General features: G+C 44.5%; 14 protein-coding genes. 4 read left to right on the forward strand and 10 right to left on the reverse strand.

The window, feature by feature from the left end; translation table 11 throughout:
* Positions 1 to 2: 2 nt before the first annotated feature.
* From BM367_RS10225 to rhaT, 10 genes are all read right to left on the reverse strand, one after another.
* Positions 3 to 2915: a sugar-binding domain-containing protein gene (locus tag BM367_RS10225; protein ID WP_092460238.1), complete on the reverse strand. Its 2913-nt coding sequence runs from the start codon at positions 2913 to 2915 to the stop codon at positions 3 to 5.
* A gap of 9 nt (positions 2916 to 2924) precedes the next feature.
* Entirely contained in the window at positions 2925 to 6407 is a 3483-nt protein-coding gene (locus BM367_RS10230) for a DUF4450 domain-containing protein (RefSeq protein WP_177224195.1), read from the reverse strand.
* Between the two features lie 233 nt (positions 6408 to 6640).
* Complete coding sequence (locus tag BM367_RS10235) at positions 6641 to 7441, reverse strand: rhamnogalacturonan acetylesterase (protein WP_092460242.1); 801 nt, start codon at positions 7439 to 7441, stop codon at positions 6641 to 6643.
* A 20-nt stretch (positions 7442 to 7461) separates the two neighbouring features.
* Positions 7462 to 8964, reverse strand: a complete 1503-nt coding sequence (locus BM367_RS10240) for a RagB/SusD family nutrient uptake outer membrane protein (RefSeq protein WP_092460244.1) — start codon at positions 8962 to 8964, stop codon at positions 7462 to 7464.
* An 18-nt stretch (positions 8965 to 8982) separates the two neighbouring features.
* Complete coding sequence (locus tag BM367_RS10245; protein ID WP_092460246.1) at positions 8983 to 12096, reverse strand: SusC/RagA family TonB-linked outer membrane protein; 3114 nt, start codon at positions 12094 to 12096, stop codon at positions 8983 to 8985.
* 180 nt (positions 12097 to 12276) lie between these two features.
* The gene (locus BM367_RS10250; protein WP_092461020.1) at positions 12277 to 13428 is read right to left on the reverse strand and encodes an alpha-hydroxy acid oxidase; all 1152 of its coding nucleotides are present in this window, start codon (positions 13426 to 13428) and stop codon (positions 12277 to 12279) included.
* Positions 13429 to 13455: 27 nt separating this feature from the next.
* Positions 13456 to 16239 carry an alpha-L-rhamnosidase gene (locus BM367_RS10255; RefSeq protein ID WP_222842620.1) on the reverse strand — a complete coding sequence of 928 codons (2784 nt, stop codon included), beginning with the start codon at positions 16237 to 16239 and terminating at the stop codon, positions 13456 to 13458.
* 50 nt (positions 16240 to 16289) lie between these two features.
* Positions 16290 to 18341 carry a glycoside hydrolase family 65 protein gene (locus BM367_RS10260; RefSeq protein WP_222842621.1) on the reverse strand — a complete coding sequence of 684 codons (2052 nt, stop codon included), beginning with the start codon at positions 18339 to 18341 and terminating at the stop codon, positions 16290 to 16292.
* Positions 18342 to 18433: 92 nt separating this feature from the next.
* The gene (rhaM, locus tag BM367_RS10265; protein WP_092460249.1) at positions 18434 to 18748 is read right to left on the reverse strand and encodes an L-rhamnose mutarotase; all 315 of its coding nucleotides are present in this window, start codon (positions 18746 to 18748) and stop codon (positions 18434 to 18436) included.
* 3 nt (positions 18749 to 18751) lie between these two features.
* Entirely contained in the window at positions 18752 to 19825 is a 1074-nt protein-coding gene (gene rhaT, locus BM367_RS10270) for an L-rhamnose/proton symporter RhaT (protein ID WP_092460251.1), read from the reverse strand.
* A 340-nt stretch (positions 19826 to 20165) separates the two neighbouring features.
* Here rhaT and BM367_RS10275 point away from each other — a divergent pair, with 340 nt between their 5' ends.
* The 4 genes from BM367_RS10275 to BM367_RS10290 all read left to right on the forward strand — a co-directional run bounded on the left by BM367_RS10275 (position 20166) and on the right by BM367_RS10290 (position 23715).
* Positions 20166 to 20480: a DUF3467 domain-containing protein gene (locus tag BM367_RS10275; RefSeq protein ID WP_092460252.1), complete on the forward strand. Its 315-nt coding sequence runs from the start codon at positions 20166 to 20168 to the stop codon at positions 20478 to 20480.
* Between the two features lie 31 nt (positions 20481 to 20511).
* Complete coding sequence (locus BM367_RS10280; protein WP_092460254.1) at positions 20512 to 21633, forward strand: Ldh family oxidoreductase; 1122 nt, start codon at positions 20512 to 20514, stop codon at positions 21631 to 21633.
* A 45-nt stretch (positions 21634 to 21678) separates the two neighbouring features.
* The gene (locus BM367_RS10285) at positions 21679 to 23001 is read left to right on the forward strand and encodes an aspartate kinase (RefSeq protein WP_092460256.1); all 1323 of its coding nucleotides are present in this window, start codon (positions 21679 to 21681) and stop codon (positions 22999 to 23001) included.
* Between the two features lie 126 nt (positions 23002 to 23127).
* Positions 23128 to 23715, forward strand: a complete 588-nt coding sequence (locus tag BM367_RS10290) for an OmpH/Skp family outer membrane protein (protein WP_092460258.1) — start codon at positions 23128 to 23130, stop codon at positions 23713 to 23715.
* Positions 23716 to 23722: the final 7 nt, after the last annotated feature.

The following is a 23722-nucleotide window of genomic DNA, read 5'->3' on the forward strand; positions in this document are numbered from 1 at the left end:
TTTTACTGTTTTTTATTTAATTCATCCGGAGCATCTGTTGTAAATGAATGATATGTACCGCTTTGATCATTAGATGAGAATAAACTTTCAATTTGATGAACGGAAACAACATACTTGGGTTGAAATGCTGAAGATTGCATATATTGTATAATCGCATATAAAAGCTGATTGGCTTCTGGGTATTTCTTGCTGTTAGTTTCCAGATCACTGCTGCAGGCCAGTATTTTACCTTTTCCCACTTTTGCTTCCCATATTAAGGCCAGTCTTCTGTTTCTAAACCAGGTATCAATGGGTTGTACAATCGGTTTGAATGCAGGTGGAAAATCTTTTATCCACATAACGGGCTGTTTATTCGCTATGCTCCACCATTGAAAATCCTGATAATAAGCTGTAGGGAAGTATTTAAACAAGGGGTGTGTGGTATCTACAAATATTCCGGTAGTATGAGGTGGACGCATTTTAAACCAGGAAGTGTTCCAGAATACGGGTAAAAAATGCATGGATACATCTTTACCTAAAATTACATGATCTGCACACAGCAGCAATACATTTTTCCCTTGACTGAGGGCCTGAACAGCGCTCGAATCAAACTCATGTGTGATGTAAATATTCTGCAGATGATGAAGATCTATTTGATGATGAGGATATACCCAGAATGACCATTGATTTCTATATGGTGTACCCGCAATTTCAATGCTTAAAGTGCATTTCTCTGCATGTTCAATATTATAAAGTGGAAAACGTATGGTATCTGGTATGATATCGTTTCCAATAGGAATTTTCTTCTTTAAAAATTGGCTTTCAGCAAGTACATGATTTTTATCGTTCCTAATTGTCCATTTGATTAACGCTTGTTGTAAAGGTTTTGGAGAAAAATTGGCGATTTGTATATAGGCTTGAAAGGTATCGGTATTGTAATAAGTAAATTTCGGAATTCGGGCAAGAGGAGTCACTGCGTTGCAAAACGAGCTAAAGATGGAAGGAGTAACATACCCTTTGCTTTGCCAGAATACATTCAATACGCCTACCAATGCTGTGCCCTGACCTGTATAATCATTTAGTGCCAGCAATTCAAAACCTGCCATACCTGGCGTTCTCAATGCAGCCTCTATTTCACCTTTGTAGCATAATAACTGCAATTTTCCGGATGCCATCAGAAAATTTTCAGCCTCGTCTCCCAAGTGATGTTCATTCAGGATGTCACGAAACAATTCAAAATTTCGTGGTTGCATGACACCTGTGTATTGATTGATTTGTTTAAAATCAGGGAATGCACAGTATTGGCCCATTTCATGTGCGACATAGGGAATGTCGTGACCTGCAATAGCTTTTTGGTAATCAAAAAGAGTATTGGGAGATTCATTTGCCCATGGTAGTCCTCTGGGTCCCGACCGGACAATAAATTGTTCTTCTTTAACCCATGGCCAGCTCATGCCTACAGATGCCCCCGTGTAAAGATGACGGGGATCTTTTTGTTTCCAGTAATCCACAAATGCATTGAGATAAGCCACCTGATGAGCGCCACGTGGTTCGTTTCCATAAGCCATCATACAGAAAGAAGGATGATTTCCATAGTATTGATCTATTCGATTCGTTTCATCATAGATATATTGATCAATAGGATGTCCATCGCCAAGGGAAGATCCATGATTAGCCCAGCTGGGTCCTTCTACATGCAGATACATTCCGGTTAGATCTGCAGCTTTAAAAGCCGCTTCTGGTGGGCAATATGAGTGAAATCGCATTTCATTCAATCCGTAAGACTTGCAAATTTTAAATATTCTTAACCATGCATTTACATCCATAGGGGGATAACCTGTTAACGGGAAATCACAATTCTCTACTGTACCGCGTATAAAAGTTTTTTTGCCATTGACGGTAAAATATGTTCCCTCTGTTTTGAATTCGCGCATACCAAAGTCGGTACTATCTATATCTTTTCCTGCCTGTGTTTGCAATTGTACAGTTAAATGATACAGGGAAGGGTGAAATTCATCCCACAATGCAATTTTTTTACCCAGATTGTAATTTATGCTTAAAGTGGTATCACCGGCTGGTAGATGAACGGGAAGCTGAAGAGGATCAACGTGAAGTTTTTCAGTTGTATTGAAACTATATCCATTGAGTTGAATCTTTCCAGCTATAGATTTCTTTGTTTGATTGCTTATGGATAAATGTACAATAACTTGTTGATGGACAATATCCGGAAATGTTTGAATGTTTTTGATATAGCACAGAGGATGAGCAATCAAAAACATTTTTCCCACAATACCGTTCCAGTTGCCTTGTGTTTGATCGGTGAGGCTATGTGAATCTTTACCGGGGTTAATGTTCAGTATGCGGTTATCCACGCGAATGGTTAAAAGATGAGTGCCAGGTTTGATATTTTCAGGTAAGACAAATTCATGCGGGCAGCTCAGGCTGTTTCCTTGTCCGATCAAAACACTATCTATCCATACCGTAGATTGCCAGTGTACTCTTTCCAGGTAGAGGATCACGCATTGATGATTCAAGTTTTCAGGGATTTTGATTTTTCTTTGGTACCATGCTGGACCTACATAATATTTTTTGGGTGTAAGGAAGAAGGGAAACTTTAAACTATCAGGCTGCCTGAACTTTGCCATATCCGGATCAAAATACCATGAGCTATCGTATATGCTGGCGGTCCACTGGGTATGAAGAGTAGGTGTAAATCCTTTGTTTCTTTGTGGCATGGAGCCCGGAAGCAAAATTGTTTCCTGGCTTAAGGGGTAGTTCATGAACCATTTTTCTGAAATTCCTTTATCGGCTGTATCCATGCGAAAATACCAGGTTCCTGCAATAGAAAGTTTTTGTTGTCCCATGCAGGATATGGGGAAAGCCAGCATGAGGAGTGAAAGCTGGGTATTCGATATGAGCCGTTTTGGATTCATCATACGTTAAATTTATTGAATAAGTGTAATGCCCATTAAACCAATTATCACTTCATTGGTAGTAGCTCTCACAGTAAAATGAGATAGCGTTTTATTGGGATTCAAGGGCATATCCAGTAAGGTAGCTGCTCCACCATCAATTGCACGATTGGTAAAACCCGGTAAAGAAGAATAAGTTGTGCTGAGTCTGGTAATTTCACCTGTTTTCAAATGCAGCCGATAGGGAACAGGCGTTTGATCTGGAAAAGCAAATGAATCGATGTAGTAATCCTGTTCAATAGGCCACCAGGTGTCGGGATTGATGAGCTGCAGGCTGTCGCATGTTCCGTCCATGTACCAGGCAATGATCTTGCCGTTGGTTATGTGTGTTTGCATAGGATTGGTAGTACCCGTCATTAAGAAATAAGCATGCCTGGCCGACTGATAAATGGGAATCGTTATACTATCCGGATAATTTGACCAGATTGACACAAATGCAATGTTTTGTTGTATGCTATCATGAGGACAAAGTATGGATACGCCATTTGGGAAAAATGTTTTTCCATGTTTTGATGTTTGTAACCAACCCGTTATTTCGATATGTGGCTGAATAAGCGGTGCTGTCCAGTTGCCGATGCCCTGGATGGGCAGTTGTAAGGTGGGAACATGGGGTCGGGGTGAAAGATAATCTTTCCGGAAAATATCTTGAACCCTGGCGTTGAAAAATGAATCACATGATATTTCTTTTTGATGAAGAAAATGAGAATGCATAGTCCATTCCCAGTCAGTCCAGATAGTATCCAGTACTATCTTTCCTTGCGAAGAAACAAGGATGCGATTGGTTCCCGAAAACCAGATGCTATCCGGAATGCTAATTAAACTGGAAGCAGTATAGGCTTTAAGCTCGGGAATCTCGAAAGATAAAGATGCATTTATCTGAACCTGATTAGACGGGAAAGATAAATGACTCCGATTGATCAGCTGAAGGTAAATGTGATTTGCTTTCTTTTGAACCTGAATGCCTATGGGTTGCTGGAGGTAAATGTCAATAGGATACCACCATTTTATTCCATGATATGCCAGCTGGATGAAAAAACTATGATAGCCCGTTGCAGGCTTGCGGAAATGTATTTTAAGCTGATGATCATTTACAGATACATCCTGAACAATATTTTGAGGGTCAAACATTTGTATGAACTTTATTTGTTTAAGGTTCACCCGAAGGGTATCCAGGAAAGAGAGTACTGGTTGATAAGCTGGTAAAGACAAGGAATCAGACGACCATTTAATGAGAATATCATATTTAGGTTGATAAGCAACATAGATCACAATACGCGGATATCCGATAGCAGAACTGTCAACAATCCAGTTGACCTGATGTTGATTGACCCATATTTCGGAAGGAATGATATGATCAACGGGTATGCAAAGATCTAATCCCATAGGAGTTTCAAACCGGGGTTCGATTACATAGTGATCTGTATTCAGGTTTCTATGAAATTCCAGATGGATATCTGGTGTTCGAATTGTGGCAAACCTCCATTCGTCAGGCCATCCAGGTATGATAAACAAGCGGTGATGGATAGCGTCGGGCCAGATGCCGAATAATCCTTCCACCAGCGTTCGAGCACAAATGCCGATCGGGTCAGCAAAATCGCGATATAATTCTCCCCGGAAATGATCGAGGGAAGATAATTGTTCAAAATTTCCAGGGCAATTTCCTAAATACATGCTTTCCAGTATCAAGCTTTTCCACAATTGGAAAGCTGTTCTTTTTTGACCTCCTTCCCAGTATGCCAGAGCTGCATGAGCCATTTCGGCCATGGCTACATTGTTTACCGACCATGTGTAGGGCATCCAATCAGTGGTTGATAATTCAAAATATTTACCTGGTATGCCTGGGCACGTGAAATATTGGTGAGGAATATCATGATTGATGTATTGAAGCAGTTGATAAGTTTGAAAGGGGTTTGTAACCTCTTCATCTATTGCATGGTAAACGGTCCATAATCCTGCATCGGGATGCAGATTCCTGGCGCCTGTTAAATCTTGAAACTCCGCCAGCGATCCATTCTGTGGAATCCATAATTTGCTCAATAGGGCATTCCGAATTCGTTGTGCTTCATTTTCAAACGGAAGGGGATTTTCATGAAGTAAAGATGCAATTTCTCCAGCCAATTTATGTTGAAAATAATTATAGGCTGAGCTGTATGAAACATCACCACCGCTATACTCCAGTGCATCACTCGCCCAGATGCAGGCATAAGCATCAAATAAATGATCATGATCCTGATCGAAATTTCTTTTTTCCCAATCAAGATGCCTTTTGATTACAGGCCAACATTCACGCATGAAGGCCGTATCGCCTGTCCATTGAAAATGCCGAATCATGTCATCGATATATACCAGATTCATATCATAATGCCCGGGTATGAGTCTGCCATTTGGATACCGACAAATGTATCCGCTGTTGTAAATACCCAACCCTGTTTTTTCAATTTGTCTGGAAAGATGGGCTTTCGGATCTGGTGCCACGATGCAGGTATCTGGTTCTGTTAATTGACTTTTATTATATGCCCGAAAAAATGTTTTAGCTCTTTCATGCCATCCCAAATCATTAGCCACATAAGATCCGCGCCATCCGTTGTAGGGCATACGCCAGGCTACGGCTCCATGCATAAAAACAGAATCCTGCCAGATAGCATTGGCAGCAATACTCATAGCACTTCCTATTGTATTCATGAATGGATCGGGCGTATGTACATAAATCCTGTTTGCCATATTCTTTCTTTGAATTTCTGCATTCAGGAATATTTGTTTAGCCCTTCTAACGGACAAAGCGGAGCTATCTTTTTCTTTGATTACCAGAAAAAAATCTCCATCTCGTTTGATATTTATTTTGCCTGCAAGTACAGGCGTTTGTGTATTTGTATCCGAATGCATAAACGATACTGGATCATTCATTTTCTTTGCATCTAAAATTTTTATTTCCGATGTTGCTGGTAATATGCCTTCAAGGGTGGTGTAGGAATTTTTATTTTTATACGTGAGAAAAAAACGAGGTGTTTGAACAATGAAATGATTGTTCAGGCAATGAGCAGGTGTTATATCAAATACATCAGGAGAATCTGCTCCCAGATCGCCGTTGCGAGCAGGATATATTCCACCTGCTCCACCAAATGCGAGTATCAGTTGAAATGGCTTTTTCACATGTACAACCTGTATTCTTACTGCCATGCCATGTGCAGTATACAAAGGGTCAACCTCAATTCTGATTTTTGCTTGTCCAATACTTGGATCTTGCAATGTGTATATCATTTTTCCTGCATGGTAGCGTGATTCAATGCTGGCAAAGGATTCTGCCCATTTTGAAATGGGCTGGCTTATCACTCCCAGTTTCAAACATCCGCCAGTTCCAGGCATATACAAAGCAAACATGGGTAAATCACCAGCTTCCACGCGGAAAGCTGTTTGCCATCCATACAGCGAACGATCGAATTTATTTTTTCCGTTCACAATTACGAAATCATTTCCATCTGGATGATATCTTAGAGTTCTGACAGGTATCGAATCAATTGTGTTATGCGGATACGAAAATGCATAGCAGGTTGTACTTATCCAGATTAACATGATTATTGCCCATGTAACAATGTTTTCTGACATGGCATAGTTTGAATTTTTAAAAATAGTAGGGACAAAGAAGAATCTTCGTCCCGTGCTGTATGAAAAAAGGATAGATTTGATGCAGTTCAATATTCATTTTTCATCTGTTGAATAACAGGTTCATATTTTTTCCTCAAATCATCCCAAAAAACTTTTCGGATATGCTGATCCAGCGGATGAAGCTGCAACTTCTGAATGTCGTGTATGGTAAGCCAGGCCACCAGAAGAGCGCCGGTTTCACGAAGATGGGTATTATCCTGATGTCCCTGTGGGTATCCCGGATACATTCCAGGAACGAAGTTCATAAAAAAGGCTTTTGATGAATCAGGTCCCAGTGCGGCAATGGCTTCTCCGAAACTTTTGTCCAGATCAATCAGGGGTACATGCATTTCTTTTGCCAGTTGTCTTACTTTATCGGGATATGCTCCATGACCATCGTGATAATGACCCGCCTGATCGAATGTGCGCATGGCAATTGGAGTCAATAAAACGGGATGTGCCTGTTTCTGGAGTACATCCATGACCATTTTTTTGAGATTATCCTGATACTGATCCGGGGATGTATATCTTTCCGGTTTGGAAGAATGATCATTATGGCCGAATTGAATAAATACCCAATCGCCGGGTTGCAGAGAATCAATCAGCTGTTGCCATAATCCCTCGTTTATGAAGGTTTTGGTGCTTCTTCCTCCTCTGGCTTTGTTTTTTATGATGATATCATGATCGAAAAACCGGTATAGTTCCTGTCCCCATCCGCGTTGGGGTGTACGGCTGGTATCGTAAGGTTGCATAGTAGAATCGCCAGCAAGCCAGATGGTGATGGGTTGCTGATGAAAAAACCAGCTTGAGCAGCAAATAGGGACAAGGAACCATAATAGTTTTTGCATAATCAAAAATGGTTTTCTGATTAATACCCGGGATTTTGCTGATATAAGCCGGGATAAATATCAATTTCTGTTTGCGGAATAGGATAAAATAAATTATGCTGGTCGATGGTTTTGTTTCTTCCTGTAGCCTGCAAGTAGGCATTTTCCACAGGAATAGCCCGATCGGTTCTAACCAGGTCAAACCAGTATTGCCCTTCATCTGCAAATTCATGCCGGCGTTCGGTTTCAAGTGCAAGCGCAAAATCTTGTGTTGTAACGGGTGTAACAGGAGATAGTCCTGCACGCGCGCGTATCCGGTTTAAGATTGTAATTGCTTGTGCGGGAGGCGCGGATGCCTCGTCATTTAGTACTTCTGCATACATGAGGAGAATATCTTCATATCTGAGCAAAGGAAAGTTTTCAGGCCAATCGTTATAACTTGTAAGATTTGTAAGCCCGAAATCAACAAATTTTTTGAAAAATGGGGTATGAGCAATAATTGGCGGATTGTCATTGGTTAAATAAGCAGTATCAATTGTTACATTGAAACGAAGATCATTAGTGTCATAACTGTTGATTAGATCTGAAGAAACTTGTGTACTTGTATTAAATAAAAGTGATGATACTGATACCAAAGAAGCGTTGAGATTTGGAGGAATATTTTGTGAAGGGAAAGAACTTCCTTCACCCAGTCCACCAGAAATATATTCCACCTCAAAAATGTTATGCAGATTGTCATTTTTGTAACCAAAGAGATTGGCATAATTTGAAATCAGGTTCAGGTGAGGATATTGTCCTTCATGGCTGATGATTTCCTGCAGCAAGGCTTTTGCGCTATCCAGCTTATCTTTCTGATGTAGGGGATAACCAGCCATGGTAAGATATACTTTTGCCAGGATACCTTTTACTGCCCACTGGTCGGCACGACCGATATCTGCACTGTTGGTGTATTGTACCGGAAGAGAATCCTTGATGGCATTCATTTCGGATGTGATGAATTTATACACCGTTGCTGGATCGGATTGTTTGATAGTTAGTGCTTCTGAAGGAGAAATCACATGATCGACAATAGGTACATTGCCCCACAGACGTACCAGCTGGAAATATGCAAATGCTCTTAGAAATCTGACTTCAGCTTTATATTGTGTTTTTAATGCCTGGCTGCTGAAGGGTATCTGATCGATATTGGCTAACACTTCATTAGCCCTATTAATCATAGCATAGAGGCTTTGCCAGGTATCGTGAATAATTTGTGTTTGTGGATTATCCTGAAAATTATTGAGATCATACCAATCGCGTTGAGCACCGTCGTAGGTAATATAATAGTTTGGTGAACGCACTTCGGAAAGATACCAGTAAATATCTACTGGCCAATCCCTTAATCCAGCATATACTCCGTTGACAGCTTGCTGGATATCTAACTGTGATTTATAAAAATTGGCAACAGTAATGCTGGATGTAGGTGTTACATTTAGATATGATTTTGAACAACTGGCCAATACTGCTACAGCAGCTATGGAGAAGATATATGATAATGCTTTCATAGTATTTGTTTTTTTAAATCAGAAACTGAGGTTAATTCCAACCATAAATGTTTTAGCATCAGGATAGGATCCATAATCTCCGCCTGAGGTATTCAGTGCTTCAGGGCTATATCCTCCGTAATCTCTGTTGATGAAATAAAACATGTTTTCGGCACTGAAATATATCCTGGCCTGATCTACACCTTTAATCAGCTGATGCGGAAAAGTGTATCCGATTGTGAGGTTTTTAAACCGGGCATAAGTTGCATCGTACAACCACCGGGAGTCGTAATATCCGCCTGTGGTGCCATCAATTCTGGGTGTGTGTCCATCGCCTGGCTGTGAAGGAGAACGCCAGCGATTGCGCCATCGGCCAAGAGCATTCTGGGTAAATCCCATGGAAGGACGGTCAATAGCTCGTCCGATGATTTCGTATGTTTTATTTCCCCCTGCTCCCTGAATCAGGAATGATAGGTCAAAACCTTTGTAGGTAAATATGTTGTATATTCCCCAGGAATAAGTGGGATCGGGATAGCCCATGATTGTACGATCATTGGCGTCAATTACGCCATCTCCGTTTACATCTTTGTATTTCACATCGCCCACGATGTTGGTAGACATGTGCGGACTGGCTTTCAAATCGGCATCATTCATATATACGCCAATCGCATCATACAAATAAAACGCGTTGATAGGTTGTCCTACTTCAATGATCTGGGTAAGATTGCTGAAACCTGTGTGGATGGGAGCATTGCCCTGTCCAAGTGCCAATACTTTATTATGGTTGAACCCGATATTAAAACTGGTTTGCCACTGTAGCTTTCCGGTCAGGTTTTGTGTGTTCAGTTCAAATTCCCATCCCTTGTTTTGCACATGCCCGATGTTAACCCATCCAGAAGAAAAGCCAGTGGCGAGGGCGACGGGGACATTCAACAACAAGTCAGTGGTGAGTTTATCATAATGATCTACCGAGAGAGAAATACGGTTGTTGATTATTCCGATATCGGCTCCATAGTTGGATGAACGTGTTTTTTCCCAGTGTAAGTCTGGATTCGATAATGAGCTGGGTACATATCCGTTGGCAAGGGAGCCGTTGAACGAATAGTTGGCTGCGCTGATTCCGCCGTAAGCCAGGTAATTTGGAATGGAGTTATTTCCGTTCATGCCCCAGCTATAACGCAGTTTCAGTACGTTGATCCAGGGAATGGCACGCATAAAGTTTTCCTGTGCGATGTTCCATCCCAGAGAAAAAGACGGAAAATTACCCCATTTGTTGTTGGAGCCAAATTTTGAAGAGCCATCTCTTCTGAAGGCTACAGAAGCTAAATATTTGTCTTTGTAGTTATACAGGATTCTTCCCAGATAAGAAAGCAGGGTTTCTTTGAATTCAGTAGTGGTAGAAGAGGTTACGGTAGAGGTTGCATTATTCAAAGTAGTTAATTCATCATTGGCAAAAAGCCTGTGGCTCTGACCGGAATTAGTACCAACTGTTTCTTCAGCTGTGTATCCTGCCAGGATATTGATATTATGTCCACCAAATGAATGGTTATAAGTCAACAAGGATTCAAACAGGTAATATTGGCTGTTGGCTGTTGAGTAGCTTCCTGAACTGGCAGATCCCGGAGCCTGTCCCAAACCCAGTGTGGGGTGATAAACTTTATGAAATTGCATATCTGCATTCCAGGCACCCGTAAGCTTTAAACTCAGCCCATCGTACAAATTAGCCAGTACATACATATTGGAAAGCAGGCGTAGCCGGTTTTGTAAATCAGTAGTAGCACGTTCATATGCTACCGGGCTTTGGGTGGATCCTGCCCAGTAATATCGGCCATAGGGAGCCACACCGGTGTTGATGCCAGCATTCTTTTCAGCTACGGGGACCATGGCCAGCACGTGATGAGATTGGTTGTCTTTCCCATCCACATCTCCACCATTCAGCCAGGAGTAAGATGGGGATATCTCCAGTCCCACTTTCAGGAATTTGGCCATTTGTCCTTCGAAGTTGGCTCTCACACTGGCCAGCTTATAGTTCGTGTACACAGCAATTCCTTCCTGATCCAGGTAATTTCCGGAGAGGCGATAAGTGAAATTAGCGTTGCCACCCGAAGCAGTGAGCTGTACACTATTCATAGGAGCTTTTCGGTAGAATGCATCCTGCCAGTCAATGAATGCCAAGCTATCTGCGCCATAGGCCCATCGGGAATCCGGGATATAAGTCGCGTTTTGTGTCACTCCTAATTGTTGCTGCCTGAACGAGATGGGATCGGTAGCCTGATAATTTTTGCCCTTCTGAATACCTAATTTCACCCAGTTTGAATCTTCAATCTGTGTGGCGAGATCAATCCATTCCTGTGGAGAAAGCAGATCTATTTTTTTGGCCAATTCCTGGAAGCCTGTGTAGGCGTTGAATGTGAACCTGGTTTGGCCAGCTTGTCCTTTTTTTGTAGTAATCAACACCACGCCGTTGGCACCGCGTGAGCCATAGATGGCCGATGAAGCGGCGTCCTTCAGCACTTCAATGGACGCAATATCTTCTGGATTGATATCGCCCAGATCAGAAACCGGAATTCCATCTACTACATAAAGGGGATCATTACTTGCGGAAATAGAAGCCGTGCCTCTCACTCGGATTTGTAAAGCAGCACCGGGCTGTCCCGTAGTTGTGCGCACCTGTACGCCAGCAAGTTGTCCTTCCATGGCCTGTTCCAGGCGGGAAATAGGACGCTCATCAATTCGGTTGGCATTTAATTGAGCTACGGCTCCTGTTACATCTGCTCGTTTTTGCGAGCCATAACCAATCACCACTAGTTCATTGAGGCTGGTATTGCTGCTGGTTAATCCAATATTCAGGTTGGTGAGTCCATTTTCCACCGGAACCACCTTGCTGCGGTACCCAATGTAACTGAATCTCAGCCTGGCAGCAGGGCCTGATAGCGATAAGCGATATTGACCTTCTGCATCGGTAACAGTCCCATGATTGCTGCCTATTTCCACCACTGTAACGCCTGGTAAAGGTTTTCCAGTAGCAGAATCGGTTACAATGCCGGAAATGAAGTGCTGGTTTTGTGCAACCGATTGAAAAGAGATGCAAAAAGAAAACAAAATTCCGCTAAACCACACCCATAATGTTTTCACTGAAGAGTGTTTGTACATGGCATAAGGAGTTTAAAAGCGTGAAACAATCAGCAAGTAGTCAAGGCTAAAGTAGAGGCATTTTTGGATTCAACTATCCTGTAGTGTCCTGCTCTGTCCTGTACTGTGCTGGTCGTATCAAATAAAGTGTTAACATGTTTTTTAAAAATAGATGATAGGGGAAAACCCGTCATTTTCATTTTATCCTGAAATCACTCTCTCCTGCAGGTCTTCAATCTTTTCACAACCGAGTTGTTCCATGATTTGTTGAAGCTGTCGTTTGAGAATAACGATGGTGTGTTCGCCGCCTCTTTTGCCCAGAGCAGCAACGCCATACATGAAGGTGCGACCTAAGAAAACAAATTCTGCACCGCAGGCCAATGCGCGGGCAATGTCGGTCCCCGATCGCAATCCACTGTCCATCATGATCTTGATCTTACCCTTGAAGAGGGGAGCTATTTGCTGCAAAGCCTTGATAGACGAAGGGCCTGCATCCAGTTGCCGGCCACCATGGTTGGAAACAATAATCCCATCCAATCCCAACTCGATGCATTTTTCCACATCGTCGGGGTTGGCCATTCCTTTTATCACCAATTTATGCTTCCATTTATCCCTTAAGCGTTTGAGTTTTTCATCATTTAATCGACCATTAAACGTACTGTTCATGAATAGCCCCAAATGATGCATATTCAGTCCTTTCGGGATATAAGGCAACAGGGTTTGAAATCTGGGTTGGCCATGCAATAAAGTTTGAATAGCCCAGTGCGGCCGACTGATGATTTGTCGGATGTTTCGCCAGGTCATGCGGGGTGGCATGGCCAGTCCGTTTTTGATTTCTTTGTTCCGGTAGCCGAAGGTGGGTACATCGGCCAGGATTACCAAAACCCGGTAACCCGCATCGGCAGCGCGCTGCAGCAGTTGATCCCGCAAGCTATCTTCGACCGGATGATAAAGTTGAAACCAGGCCTGTCCTTCTGTGATGTTCGCTATCTCTTCAATGGTAGCTGTGCTCACGGTGCTCAGCACAAAAGGAATCTGGTGATGAAATGCAGCTCTGGCCAAAATTTGCGGGGCACCCGGCCAGATCAGTCCCTGTAAGCCCACCGGTGCAATACCAAATGGTGCCTGATAACGTTGTCCGAAAAGCGAAACTTCCATGTTGGCTCCGCTAAAAGGCCGAATGTATCTCGGCATCAGCTCAATGGCACGGAGCTCTTCAGTATTCTTGCGCAGGTTGATTTCTTCATTGCATCCGCCATCCAAATAATCAAATGCAAATCCGGGTATCCGTTTCCGGGCCTTGCGCCTCAGGTCATCTACAGAAGGATATCGCGGATCATAACCTAACTTCATGCTTGCCATCTTCTTTTCTTGCTTGTTTTATTCTTCCACAAAATGATTCACCGTAAAATGATAAGTTCCCGATCCCAGATGCACTTTGATCCGGTTTTGATCAGATGTAAAGGAAAAGCCTTTTTCACCAGACAAAGGTTTATCATCCACTTGCACCTGATTTGCTTGATTGGCCGGCAAATACACTTCGGCTTCTGTATTGGCGGGAATGGTAACGTTCCAAAGCAATGTATTACCTTGTTTTTTCCAGTTGCTTTGAATCAATCCATGCACGGAATGATAACTGCAATTCACCCAATCCAATCCTTTCACGAAATGGGGATGCATGATGATTTTTTGAAACCCAACCTGCACATCGTCGCAGCGAATACCGCCCAAATCTTCATACATCCACACAACCAGGTCACCCAGTAACATCACATGGTTGCCCGAGTTCATGGCTGGATCGGCCGTATTGCCATTCCAGAGCTCCCAAATGGTGGTAGCCCCATTTTTTACCATATATCCCCAGCTTGGATAGGTGGTATTGGTGGCGATCTGATAAGCCAGATCGGGACGTCCGTTGCGTGTAAGTGTACGCATGAACTGCTGGGCGCCTACCAATCCCACGCTGATATGTCCGTCGAAATCATTTTCTGTTTTTTCAATGATATGAGCAAACACCGTATGCCTGATGGAATCGGGTGCCAGGTGAAAGGCCAATGCAAAGATGTTGGCCGTAGCGGTATTGTTGGCATATTCATCGAGGCGGGTATTCAGGAAATGTTGATTAAATGCTGTTTTCACAGCAGCTGCTTCACGGGCAAACTGGATGGAATCATCCGTAAGATGTTGCAACGATGCAAAGCCCTCCATGAGTTTTAACGTGTGATAATAAAATGCAGTGGATAGCAGTGCACCGGGTGTGATGCGGGACGAATCTCTGGAATGAATGAGTTTCGGATCTTCCGGAGGCATGCACCAATCGCCATACGTATCTTTGGTGATGATACCCTCTTTCATGTATCGCGAACGCATGTAGTACAGCCATTTTTTAATCGATGCATAATGTTGCATGAGCGGTTGCTCATTGGCAAACTGATGATACAGCATGTGGGTAATAATGGGATAAGCACCCGGCCAGGTCATGTTATCGCTATACACTTTCCAGTAGGTAGGCGCTACATCGGGAATGCTTCCACTTTCCCGTTGCGCATCTTCAATATCCTGCAGCCATTTGGCATATAGCGTGTTGTTATCGAAAATAAAGCTCTCGCCATACGATCCTTCAGCCCGGTCGCCCAGCCAGCCCATACGCTCATCGCGTTGTGGACAATCCGTAGGCATGCCCCGGTAGTTGCCGCGAATGCCCCAAAAAGCATTATGATAGATTTGATTTAATAACGGATTGGATGTTTCAAAATGACCCGTTACCGGCAGATCATCATAAACGACTTTGCCCACAAGGGTAGATAAGTCGGGTTTACCCGGATAGCCAGTAAGTTCCACATATCGAAAACCATGATAGGTGAAATGCGGCTCCCAGCTTTGATTTCCGGATTTCATGATGTAATGATCGGTCGCTTCGGCTGAACGCAGATTGGCTGTATATAAAGTGGTATCCGGGTTCAAGCGTTCGGCAAACCGCAACGTTACGGTATCTCCGGCTTTGCCGTCAGGAATATGGATTTCCACCCAGCCCACCATGTTTTGCCCCATGTCGTAGATATATTTTCCGGGTGCAATTTCATAGCAAGCCTTCGGTTTCACCGTGTCCATGATGGTGATCAATGGATCCATCTGGGCTTCGAGATGATCACAGGGCGGTTGGGTAAGTTGAGCTTGCAACCAGTTATGGTCGTCGTATCCCACTTCATTCCATCCGGATAATTCTTTGGTAGCATCATAATCTTCACCGTCATATTCATTATTCGAGCGAATGGGGCCATCGGCTGTGATCTTCCAGGTTGTATCGCTGGTTAGCATTTGCATGGAGCCGTCGCGATGTTGTATTTCTATTTGGGCAATCATTTTAGGATATCCAAAATTGCTAATGGGAGGAATAGGCGACTTGCCCCAGCGCATGGTGAAAAATCTACCATTGCCCAAGATTACTCCTATGGCGTTTTTGCCGGAATGCAAATAGGGTGTGATATCGAAAGTGTTGTAAAAAATGCGTTTATTATATTCCGTGGGATCGGGCGAGAGTTCTTCATGGCCAACTTTTTTGCCATTGATAAACAACTGATAAATACCCAATCCGCTGATATAGATTTTGGCCGACTGGATGGGCTTGTCGATGGTAAATTCTTTTCGCAGGTAGCGTGCCGAAAGACGCGTATGCATGTCGTGCGGACGGTCCCAGCTGAAAAAAGTATCCAGTCCAATCCATTGTGCATACCAATCGGCCTTATGCAACAAGCCTTCGCTCCAGTGTGCAGGTTCACTCCAGGCCGATTCACGTCCGTCGTTGGTCCATACTTTCACTTTCCAGTAGCAGGTGATGCGGCTTTGCAGGGGTATGCCTTGATATGTAACTCCCACGCTTTGGCCCGACATTACTTTTTTTGAGTCCCACAAATCGCCTTCGTTGTGATTGAGTTTATCCATTGAGCTTGCCACCAGGATGCGATAAGCTACCTGCTTCACATTGCGGCCACTGGCCTGAATTTCCCAGCTCAATCGCGGATGTGTACTATTTACTGCCAGCGGATGATCCAGGTATTCACAACGAAGATGGGAAATGGAAACACCGTTTTGCGCAAATAAGTACGGGTTTCTGGATAAAATGAAAACACATATCAATGAGAAGTATTTCATTATCATGTTCATGTTCATGTCATTTGTATTGTATATGTGAAACAAACAGCTTTCATCATTTTTTACCACAACCTATACAATCCGCTCCAGCGAATATTCCATTTGCCATTATGTGGAAAGCCGGGGCAGGTGGTAGTAGCACCATCATATCCAGCGGCCATGAATGCCAGTGCAGTTAATAAACCTCCATTACCTGGCAAATACACCCGCAATCGCTGATCCTGGTAATTATGTCCGTTGATCAAATAAGTATTTTTTTGCACGGGCATCAACAAAGCACGAATGGCATCTTCAGGTCTGCCCAGACGAGTAGCTGTCATGGCCATCATGGGAAAGTCCCAGCCCCAGGTCGTTTTCCAGTTCCATTTTTTCATCACTTCATCGAAAGTATGATTCATGATAGGCAAATTCACTTTTTTCGTCCAAGGCAACATGCCCAGAATGCCCAGTACGATGGGATGATCACGTCGGAAGGTATCTTGGGTATAAGCTTCTGTAGCATGTGCTTCGGGAAGATACAAACTATCCTTTACCGGAAGCGGTGCCAGATGATCCATCACATCTTGCCAGTAAGGATTGGGCGAAAGATGTAACCGTTTTCTCCATTGCTGTGCTATTTGCAGGCCTACATACCATTCATTCAGTTCAAATGCAGGATCATCTGTTTGTTCCGCATGAAAGATTTCCTGAGCCGGAATCAACGGATGGCAGAGATGATACAAATGATCGGTTGAATCCAGGTGTGCAAATGAAGCCATGAAATCGGCTGTTTCGAATACCAGATTTTGATATTGATGCAATATGCGCGCATCGTGGGTGATCCGATATAACATGTCTGCCAGGAAAATCACGTTTGGCTGTTGCCAGATCAGCAATTCACCTACGCTGGAGGGAGATCGTCGGCCGGAGGGATCGGTCATCTTCTGCCATCTTACACCTTTAAATCCTTGTATTGCAGCTGTATGACGCGCTTCTGGTAATACTTTGGCAAACCATTGCAGGCTGCGTTCCACAATCTCAGGATGTCCCCACAAAGCAAAATGCAAGATATGCCACCCATACATTTCCAGATGAAACTTGCCATACCAGCTGTTGTAAGTCAAGCCAGTTTCCTGTGGAGGATAAACTCCCGCACATTGTGCACGGGTGAGGTAAAGTGAAGTGATCATTCGTCTTTCCAGCTCAAAAGCCCTGGGATCGGTGCAATGGGAGAAATCAATATATCCGCCTTTATTCCAGTAATCTGCCCATCCCTGTCGGCTGCTCATGGCCGTTTCAGCAAAATCGGGTACATAAGTGTCAAACAGTTTGGGCGTAAACCAAACGCTGCATCGGAAAGTATCTGTTGTATTGGATGTGGGGATAATACGCCATAGATGGGCTTGTTGTGATACAAAGTGGGCAGGTTGTTCTGTTTTCAGATACACGTAATAAATGGTAGTATCAATCTGTTCCTTTAAAATCAATTCACAATTAGATTGATGAATCACTTGCGTGATATAGTCCTGTACATGTCCGGTGTCATATCCAGGTGATACGGCTTGTGCACTGGGGTAGGGGAGATAGAGATACAGTTCGGCCTGATGCGTATGCCAAAGAGGTGTGATCACTTGCGTAGCGATCAAATCTTTTTGCTGATGGCAATATGTGGTTACTTTAACGGGCTTGGATTGCACAGTAAAACGGCTGGTAATTTGTCCGCTCCACATGTCCAGTGTTTCATCCACATTTTTGATTTGGGAAAGGTTGATGCGGTGATGGGATGAATCATAGAAATGCAACCCGAATAACCCCAGATGAATGCGTTGAGGATTGGCGCGTAGGTAATTGGCTGCACGAGCTGCTCTTCCTGTGTCGAATTGTAACGCATACGGAATCAGCCGGTTTTGGCAACTGGGCAGCCATCGGGTAGCCTCTTCAATGGTGTAATTGCTATCGTTTGGAAAGCTATGCCATCCCCAATCCGACAAGGTGCCTAAGGGTACGCCGTGGAGATAGGCATCCGGGAAGCTTTGCAGACCCGTGATATCTACTGTAAAAGCAAATTGGCCGTTACCAACGGTAAGAGAGCCGAGTGAGTCAAACGATTGAATGCGAATATTATGGCGTTGCACCCATGTCTTGCGGTTAAAAGATTCCTGTGCTTTTGCGGGCAAGCATATCCCTATTGCAAGCAACATGCATCCATATCGTAAAAAGACATGCATCATTCCAAATAAAACATTTCTTTCAACGGAATACTGATGGGTGAATGGTCGGGATGGGTGTCCATGATGTCGGCCATATAAGCCCACCATTGCTGCATCAGCGGATGTTCCGGTAAAGCTGCATATCGGCTTTCATCTTCTATCTCCAGGGCAGCAAACAAGCTGTGCGATTGTTCATCCAGGTAGATGCCATAATGATGAATCCCGCTATCTTTCAGCAGTTGTCGCAATTCAGGCCAGAGGGCGTCGTGGCGTTTTTTGTATTCATCGGCACAGCCGGGCTTTAGTTGCATTTTAAATGCTATGCGTTTCATGGTTCAGGGTTTAATAGCATTGCCCAATCCTACCAGCATGATGGAGATAAAAATGGCTGCAATACCGGCGATGATCGTGCGCAGGGTACGCGGCTGTACGCCTTTCCATTCTTTCAACACCAATCCCCACATATTAGCCGTTAAGATGATAAATGCCATGTGTAAGATCCATGAGCTGGCCCCATTGCCGAGTTTGCTTTCGCCCATGCCATAGAAAAAAAATTGCAGGAACCAGGTGGTACCGGCCAGTGCAGCAAACAGGTAATTGTTGGCCAATGGAGTTTTGGTATCGATATAATCCCCAAACGTACGGTTTTTGATATGCAGGATGATGCACCAGATGAAGTTGGTGGTGAGTCCGCCCCATAGCAGCACGATATAAATCACATTGTTCTGAAAAAGCGGATCGGTGCCCTGTTCGATAGCCATCTTGGCCATGGGATAGCCCGCTTCAATGCCATAATTAAAACATGCACTCAGTACGCCTGAAATGATGGCAACGATCAAGCCTTTGCCAATGCTGAATTCTTCTTTGCTTTCCTGTGACAGTTCATCTACCGGTGCATGTCCTTTAAAATCTTTTTCCTTCATCAAACCTGCCTTGCCGCAGAGATAGATGCCAATCAAGCAAACCACCACACCCGCCAGTACAAGTTGTCCCCAGCTTTCGTGTAACAAGGTGGTGAATTTCACTTTGCCATCTTCCGGATGAAAATCATAATAAATAGATGGTAACAAAGCCCCGAAAGTAGAGGTCAAGCCCAGGATGACCGAATTGCCCAGCGACATGCCCAGATACCGCACTCCTAGTCCATATGTTAAGCCCCCAATGCCCCAGAGCACACCCATTAGATAGGTCCAGAATTTCGTATCGGCCGATGTGGCGCGGATGATGGCACCAAAGTGAGGCACGGTAAGCCAGGCTGCCAGGGTCGGGATGATCAGCCAGGAGAAAAATCCACCTACGAGCCAGTAGTTTTCCCAGGCCCATTTTCTGACTTTTTTGAAAGGCATGTAAAAACTCCCGGATGCAAAACCGCCGATAAAGTGCAGGATAACACCATAGATGACTTGCATAAGCTATTCGTCTTTAGTATGTGAACTGAATCTGAAGCAAACGCAGTTGAACGATATACTACATTCCATTCGGTAGGGCATTCCTGAACGGATGAAAAGAGAAAGCTCCGGTCAGGAATGAGCCGGAGCGGTTGTTGGATGAACTCATTTACCCATAAACCAGATATCATATCCTGTAGATACTTGGTTGGATAAAGGTAACAAGCCGTTCACGAAAAACTATCCTGTGGTGTCCTGCTCGTACTTGTTTTTGGGTACATGATTCAAGCCAGAGGAAATACAATTTCTATTACGGCTTTTCAGGATTTGCTACCTTTGCTGGCAGAAGAAATTTTGCAGCATGAGTCAGCAACCCGAAAATCAGAATCAGCTCAATATTGAGCTGAGCGAAGACATGGCCGAAGGCATTTATGCCAATCTGGCCGTGATTACGCATTCCAATGCCGAGTTTGTGTTGGACTTTATCACCGTGATGCCCGGCATGCCCAAGGCCCGGGTGAAATCGAGGATTATTGTCACTCCCCAGCACGCCAAACGCTTGCTCAAAGCCCTGGCCGATAATATCAAGAAATATGAAGCCGTACATGGCACCATTCAGGATCAGGATCCGGTTACTATTCCCATGAATTTTGGAGGTCCGGCTGCACAGGCTTAAAGAAGTTGAGCGCGTATTAGCAAACAGTTCCATGGAGGCAGTCTTTTCGGTAGATGCATTGCGTGGGTTTACGGAGGCCGTTTTTCAACAGATGGGTTTTGTGGCTGCTGATGCGGCGTTAGCGGCTGATGTATTGTTGAAAGCCGATTTGCGGGGCATTGATTCGCATGGGCTGGCGCGGTTGCCAGGATATGTGCGTCTCTGGGATGCAGGGCGCATTCGGGTGGATGCACGGCCCCATATTGTACATGAAACACCTTCCACGGCTTTGGTGGATGGCGATGCCGGGCTGGGCTTGCTGGTGGCTCCTTATGCGATGCGTGTAGCCATTGCAAAAGCCAGTCAGGTGGGTGCCGGATGGGTGGCCGTGCGCAATTCCAATCATTTCGGGATTGCGGGTTATCATGCGATGCTGGCCCTGGAAAAAGACATGATTGGCATAGCCCTCACCAATGCCAGTCCACTGGTAGCACCTGCATTATCGCTTGAGCGAATGCTGGGTACCAATCCCATTGCTGTAGCCATTCCGGCGGGTGAAGAGCCGCCTGTGGTGATTGACATGGCTACGGCAGCCGCTGCCAACGGGAAACTGGAGATTTTGCAACGCAAAGGGGGAAAAGCTCCTCTGGGCTGGGTTCAGGATGCTGAAGGTCGTCCTACGCACGATCCGTTTGCTTTGCAACGGGGGGGAGCTTTATTGCCATTAGGCAGTCGGCCTGAAACGGGCAGCCATAAAGGATATTGCCTATCTGCGCTGGTAGATATCCTGTCGGGCGTATTGCCGGGAGCAGGTTTTGGGCCCTGGGTGCCTCCTTTTGTACATTTTCTGCCCCTGCCACAGGATGCCCCCCCAGGCACTGCCGGCATCGGCCATTTCTTTGGTGCGATGCGTATAGATGCTTTCCGACCAGCAGCATCATTCAAAACACACATGGATAGCTGGATTCGTCGTTTTCGCAGTGCCAGACCCATTGATGCCGCAGAGCCAGTAAAAATTCCAGGTGATCCGGAACGGGCCATGGAAGCCGAGCGGCTGCAGCGGGGAATTCCGCTTCATCAGTCAGTAATCGAGGCATTAAAAAACCTATCGGCACGCATGGGCGTGCCTTTCCCGGATTCCCTGCAAAACGGAGAAGAAAAGAATGTGACCTAATTTTTATATCACAAAATTTGATGCAGATAAAACGGAAGATAGCCTATGAAGATCATGAAATTTGGCGGCACATCGGTGGGCAAGCCCGAACGTATGCATGCCGTTGCCCGGCTGATTTTAGCTGAGCCGGAAGATAAAATCGTAGTGCTTTCTGCACTTTCTGGCACCACCAACACGCTGGTACAGATCAGCAAAGCATTGGCTGAGGGTCATCGCGATCAAGCAAAACAAATCATCGATGATTTGCGTAAACATTACGATGCATTCTGCGAAGGCCTGTTGCAAACAGCTGAAGCACGCGTGAAAGCCCGCGATATCGTGAATCACCATTTTGAATTTCTGGAAATTATCCTGAAAATTTCTTTCAGCGAAGCACTCGAACGCGATATCCTGGCTCAGGGCGAATTGCTTTCCACCCAGTTGTTTTGCACCTACCTGGAAGAAATTCACGTGCCGGTGGTGTTGTTGCCTGCATTGGAATTCATGTATATCGATGAATATCACGAGCCGGTGTTAAATAAGATCAAAAGCAAGCTCAGCGCATTGCTGGCTCAATATCCCAACCAGCATTTATTTGTTACGCAGGGATACATTTGTCGAAATGCCCGTGGTGAAGTGGATAACTTAAAGCGCGGCGGAAGTGATTACACGGCATCGTTGATTGGGGCTGCGGTCAATGCTTCGGAAATCCAGATCTGGACCGATATTGACGGCATGCACAATAATGATCCACGTGTAGTAAAAAATACTTTTCCTATTGAACAGCTTTCTTTTGATGAAGCAGCAGAGCTGGCTTATTTCGGAGCCAAAATATTGCATCCGGCATCAATATGGCCGGCACAATATTTCAATATTCCCGTGCGATTGCTGAACACCATGCAGCCCGAAGCCAAGGGTACCCTGATCACCGATCAGGCAGCTGGGGAAGGTGTGAAAGCCGTTGCTGCCAAAGATGGAATTACGGCTATCAAAATTAAATCGAGCCGCATGCTGCTGGCTTACGGGTTTCTGAGAAAGGTATTTGAAGTGTTCGAAAAATACCGCACACCCATTGACATGATTACCACTTCGGAGGTGGCCGTATCCTTAACGATCGATCAGATTGTACACCTGGAAAACATACAACGTGAACTGGAAGCCTATGGCAGCGTAGAAGTGGAGCATGATCAAACCATCATTGCGATTGTGGGGAATGAAATTGTCTCCCAGAAAGCCATTCTGAAAAATATGTTCAGCGCGCTGGAGCCTATACCTTTGCGCATGATTTCTTACGGAGGAAGTCGGCATAACGTGTCGTTGCTGATAAACAGTTCATACAAAGAGCAGGCTTTGCGGGCACTGAATAAGGGCTTGTTTGGGCTGGATTAAACTTATCAGATAGTGCGGCAACCGGAGATCGGTTGATATATACCTTGACTGAAAAAAGCCCGGCTATTTTCTATTCGGATCAGTCGGGCTTTTCTATTATCTTGCACCGGATAAAATTCTTGTCTCATGAAATGGACATTATCCGGAGTACTCAATATCGTTTTGCTGATTGCCGTATGCATTTTGTTTTACCTGCATTTTCATAGAAATGCTTCGCAGCCTGTTCAGCAGCGCATGGCAGATAGTACATCTGCTGTACAACTGGCTTATGTAAATATTGACACTTTGCAGGCACATTACACATATTTTAAAGAAAAACGTGCCCAGCTGGAAGCTCAGCAGGCAAGAATGGAAAAAGAACTTCAGCAGGATGCTCAAAAACTGCAACAGGAGTATAATCAGTTTCAGCAAAAAGCGCCTACCATGACGCAGGCCGAAGGAGAAGCTGCTCAGCAGAAACTATTGCAACACCAACAACAATTGCAGGCCAAGCAGGAAGCCATGAGGCAGCAGTTGCTGGCACAACAGCAGGCTTTTCAGGATAGCCTTCAGCAGGAACTGCATACGTTTTTACAACGATATAATGCCGACAAACATTTTCAGTTCATATTCTCCTATGCCGGAGGTGCTTCAGATATTCTGTATGCCAATCCTGCACAAGATATTACCCGTGATGTGATTGATGGCCTCAATGCATTGCATGCCGGGAAATAATCTGTAT

Source organism: Thermoflavifilum thermophilum, from assembly GCF_900116565.1.
GTDB lineage: Bacteria > Bacteroidota > Bacteroidia > Chitinophagales > Chitinophagaceae > Thermoflavifilum > Thermoflavifilum thermophilum.

Excerpts from the sequence above, each read along its gene's own strand:
- BM367_RS10245 (WP_092460246.1), bottom strand. The coding sequence starts at position 12,096 with ATGTACAAACACTCTTCAGTGAAAACATTATGGGTGTGGTTTAGCGGA.
- BM367_RS10275 (WP_092460252.1), top strand. The coding sequence starts at position 20,166 with ATGAGTCAGCAACCCGAAAATCAGAATCAGCTCAATATTGAGCTGAGC.
- BM367_RS10240 (WP_092460244.1), bottom strand. The coding sequence starts at position 8,964 with ATGAAAGCATTATCATATATCTTCTCCATAGCTGCTGTAGCAGTATTG.
- BM367_RS10250 (WP_092461020.1), bottom strand. The coding sequence starts at position 13,428 with ATGAAGTTAGGTTATGATCCGCGATATCCTTCTGTAGATGACCTGAGG.
- BM367_RS10225 (WP_092460238.1), bottom strand. The coding sequence starts at position 2,915 with ATGATGAATCCAAAACGGCTCATATCGAATACCCAGCTTTCACTCCTC.
- rhaM (WP_092460249.1), bottom strand. The coding sequence starts at position 18,748 with ATGAAACGCATAGCATTTAAAATGCAACTAAAGCCCGGCTGTGCCGAT.
- BM367_RS10280 (WP_092460254.1), top strand. The coding sequence starts at position 20,512 with ATGGAGGCAGTCTTTTCGGTAGATGCATTGCGTGGGTTTACGGAGGCC.
- rhaT (WP_092460251.1), bottom strand. The coding sequence starts at position 19,825 with ATGCAAGTCATCTATGGTGTTATCCTGCACTTTATCGGCGGTTTTGCA.
- BM367_RS10290 (WP_092460258.1), top strand. The coding sequence starts at position 23,128 with ATGAAATGGACATTATCCGGAGTACTCAATATCGTTTTGCTGATTGCC.
- BM367_RS10285 (WP_092460256.1), top strand. The coding sequence starts at position 21,679 with ATGAAGATCATGAAATTTGGCGGCACATCGGTGGGCAAGCCCGAACGT.
- BM367_RS10235 (WP_092460242.1), bottom strand. The coding sequence starts at position 7,441 with ATGCAAAAACTATTATGGTTCCTTGTCCCTATTTGCTGCTCAAGCTGG.
- BM367_RS10255 (WP_222842620.1), bottom strand. The coding sequence starts at position 16,239 with ATGAACATGATAATGAAATACTTCTCATTGATATGTGTTTTCATTTTA.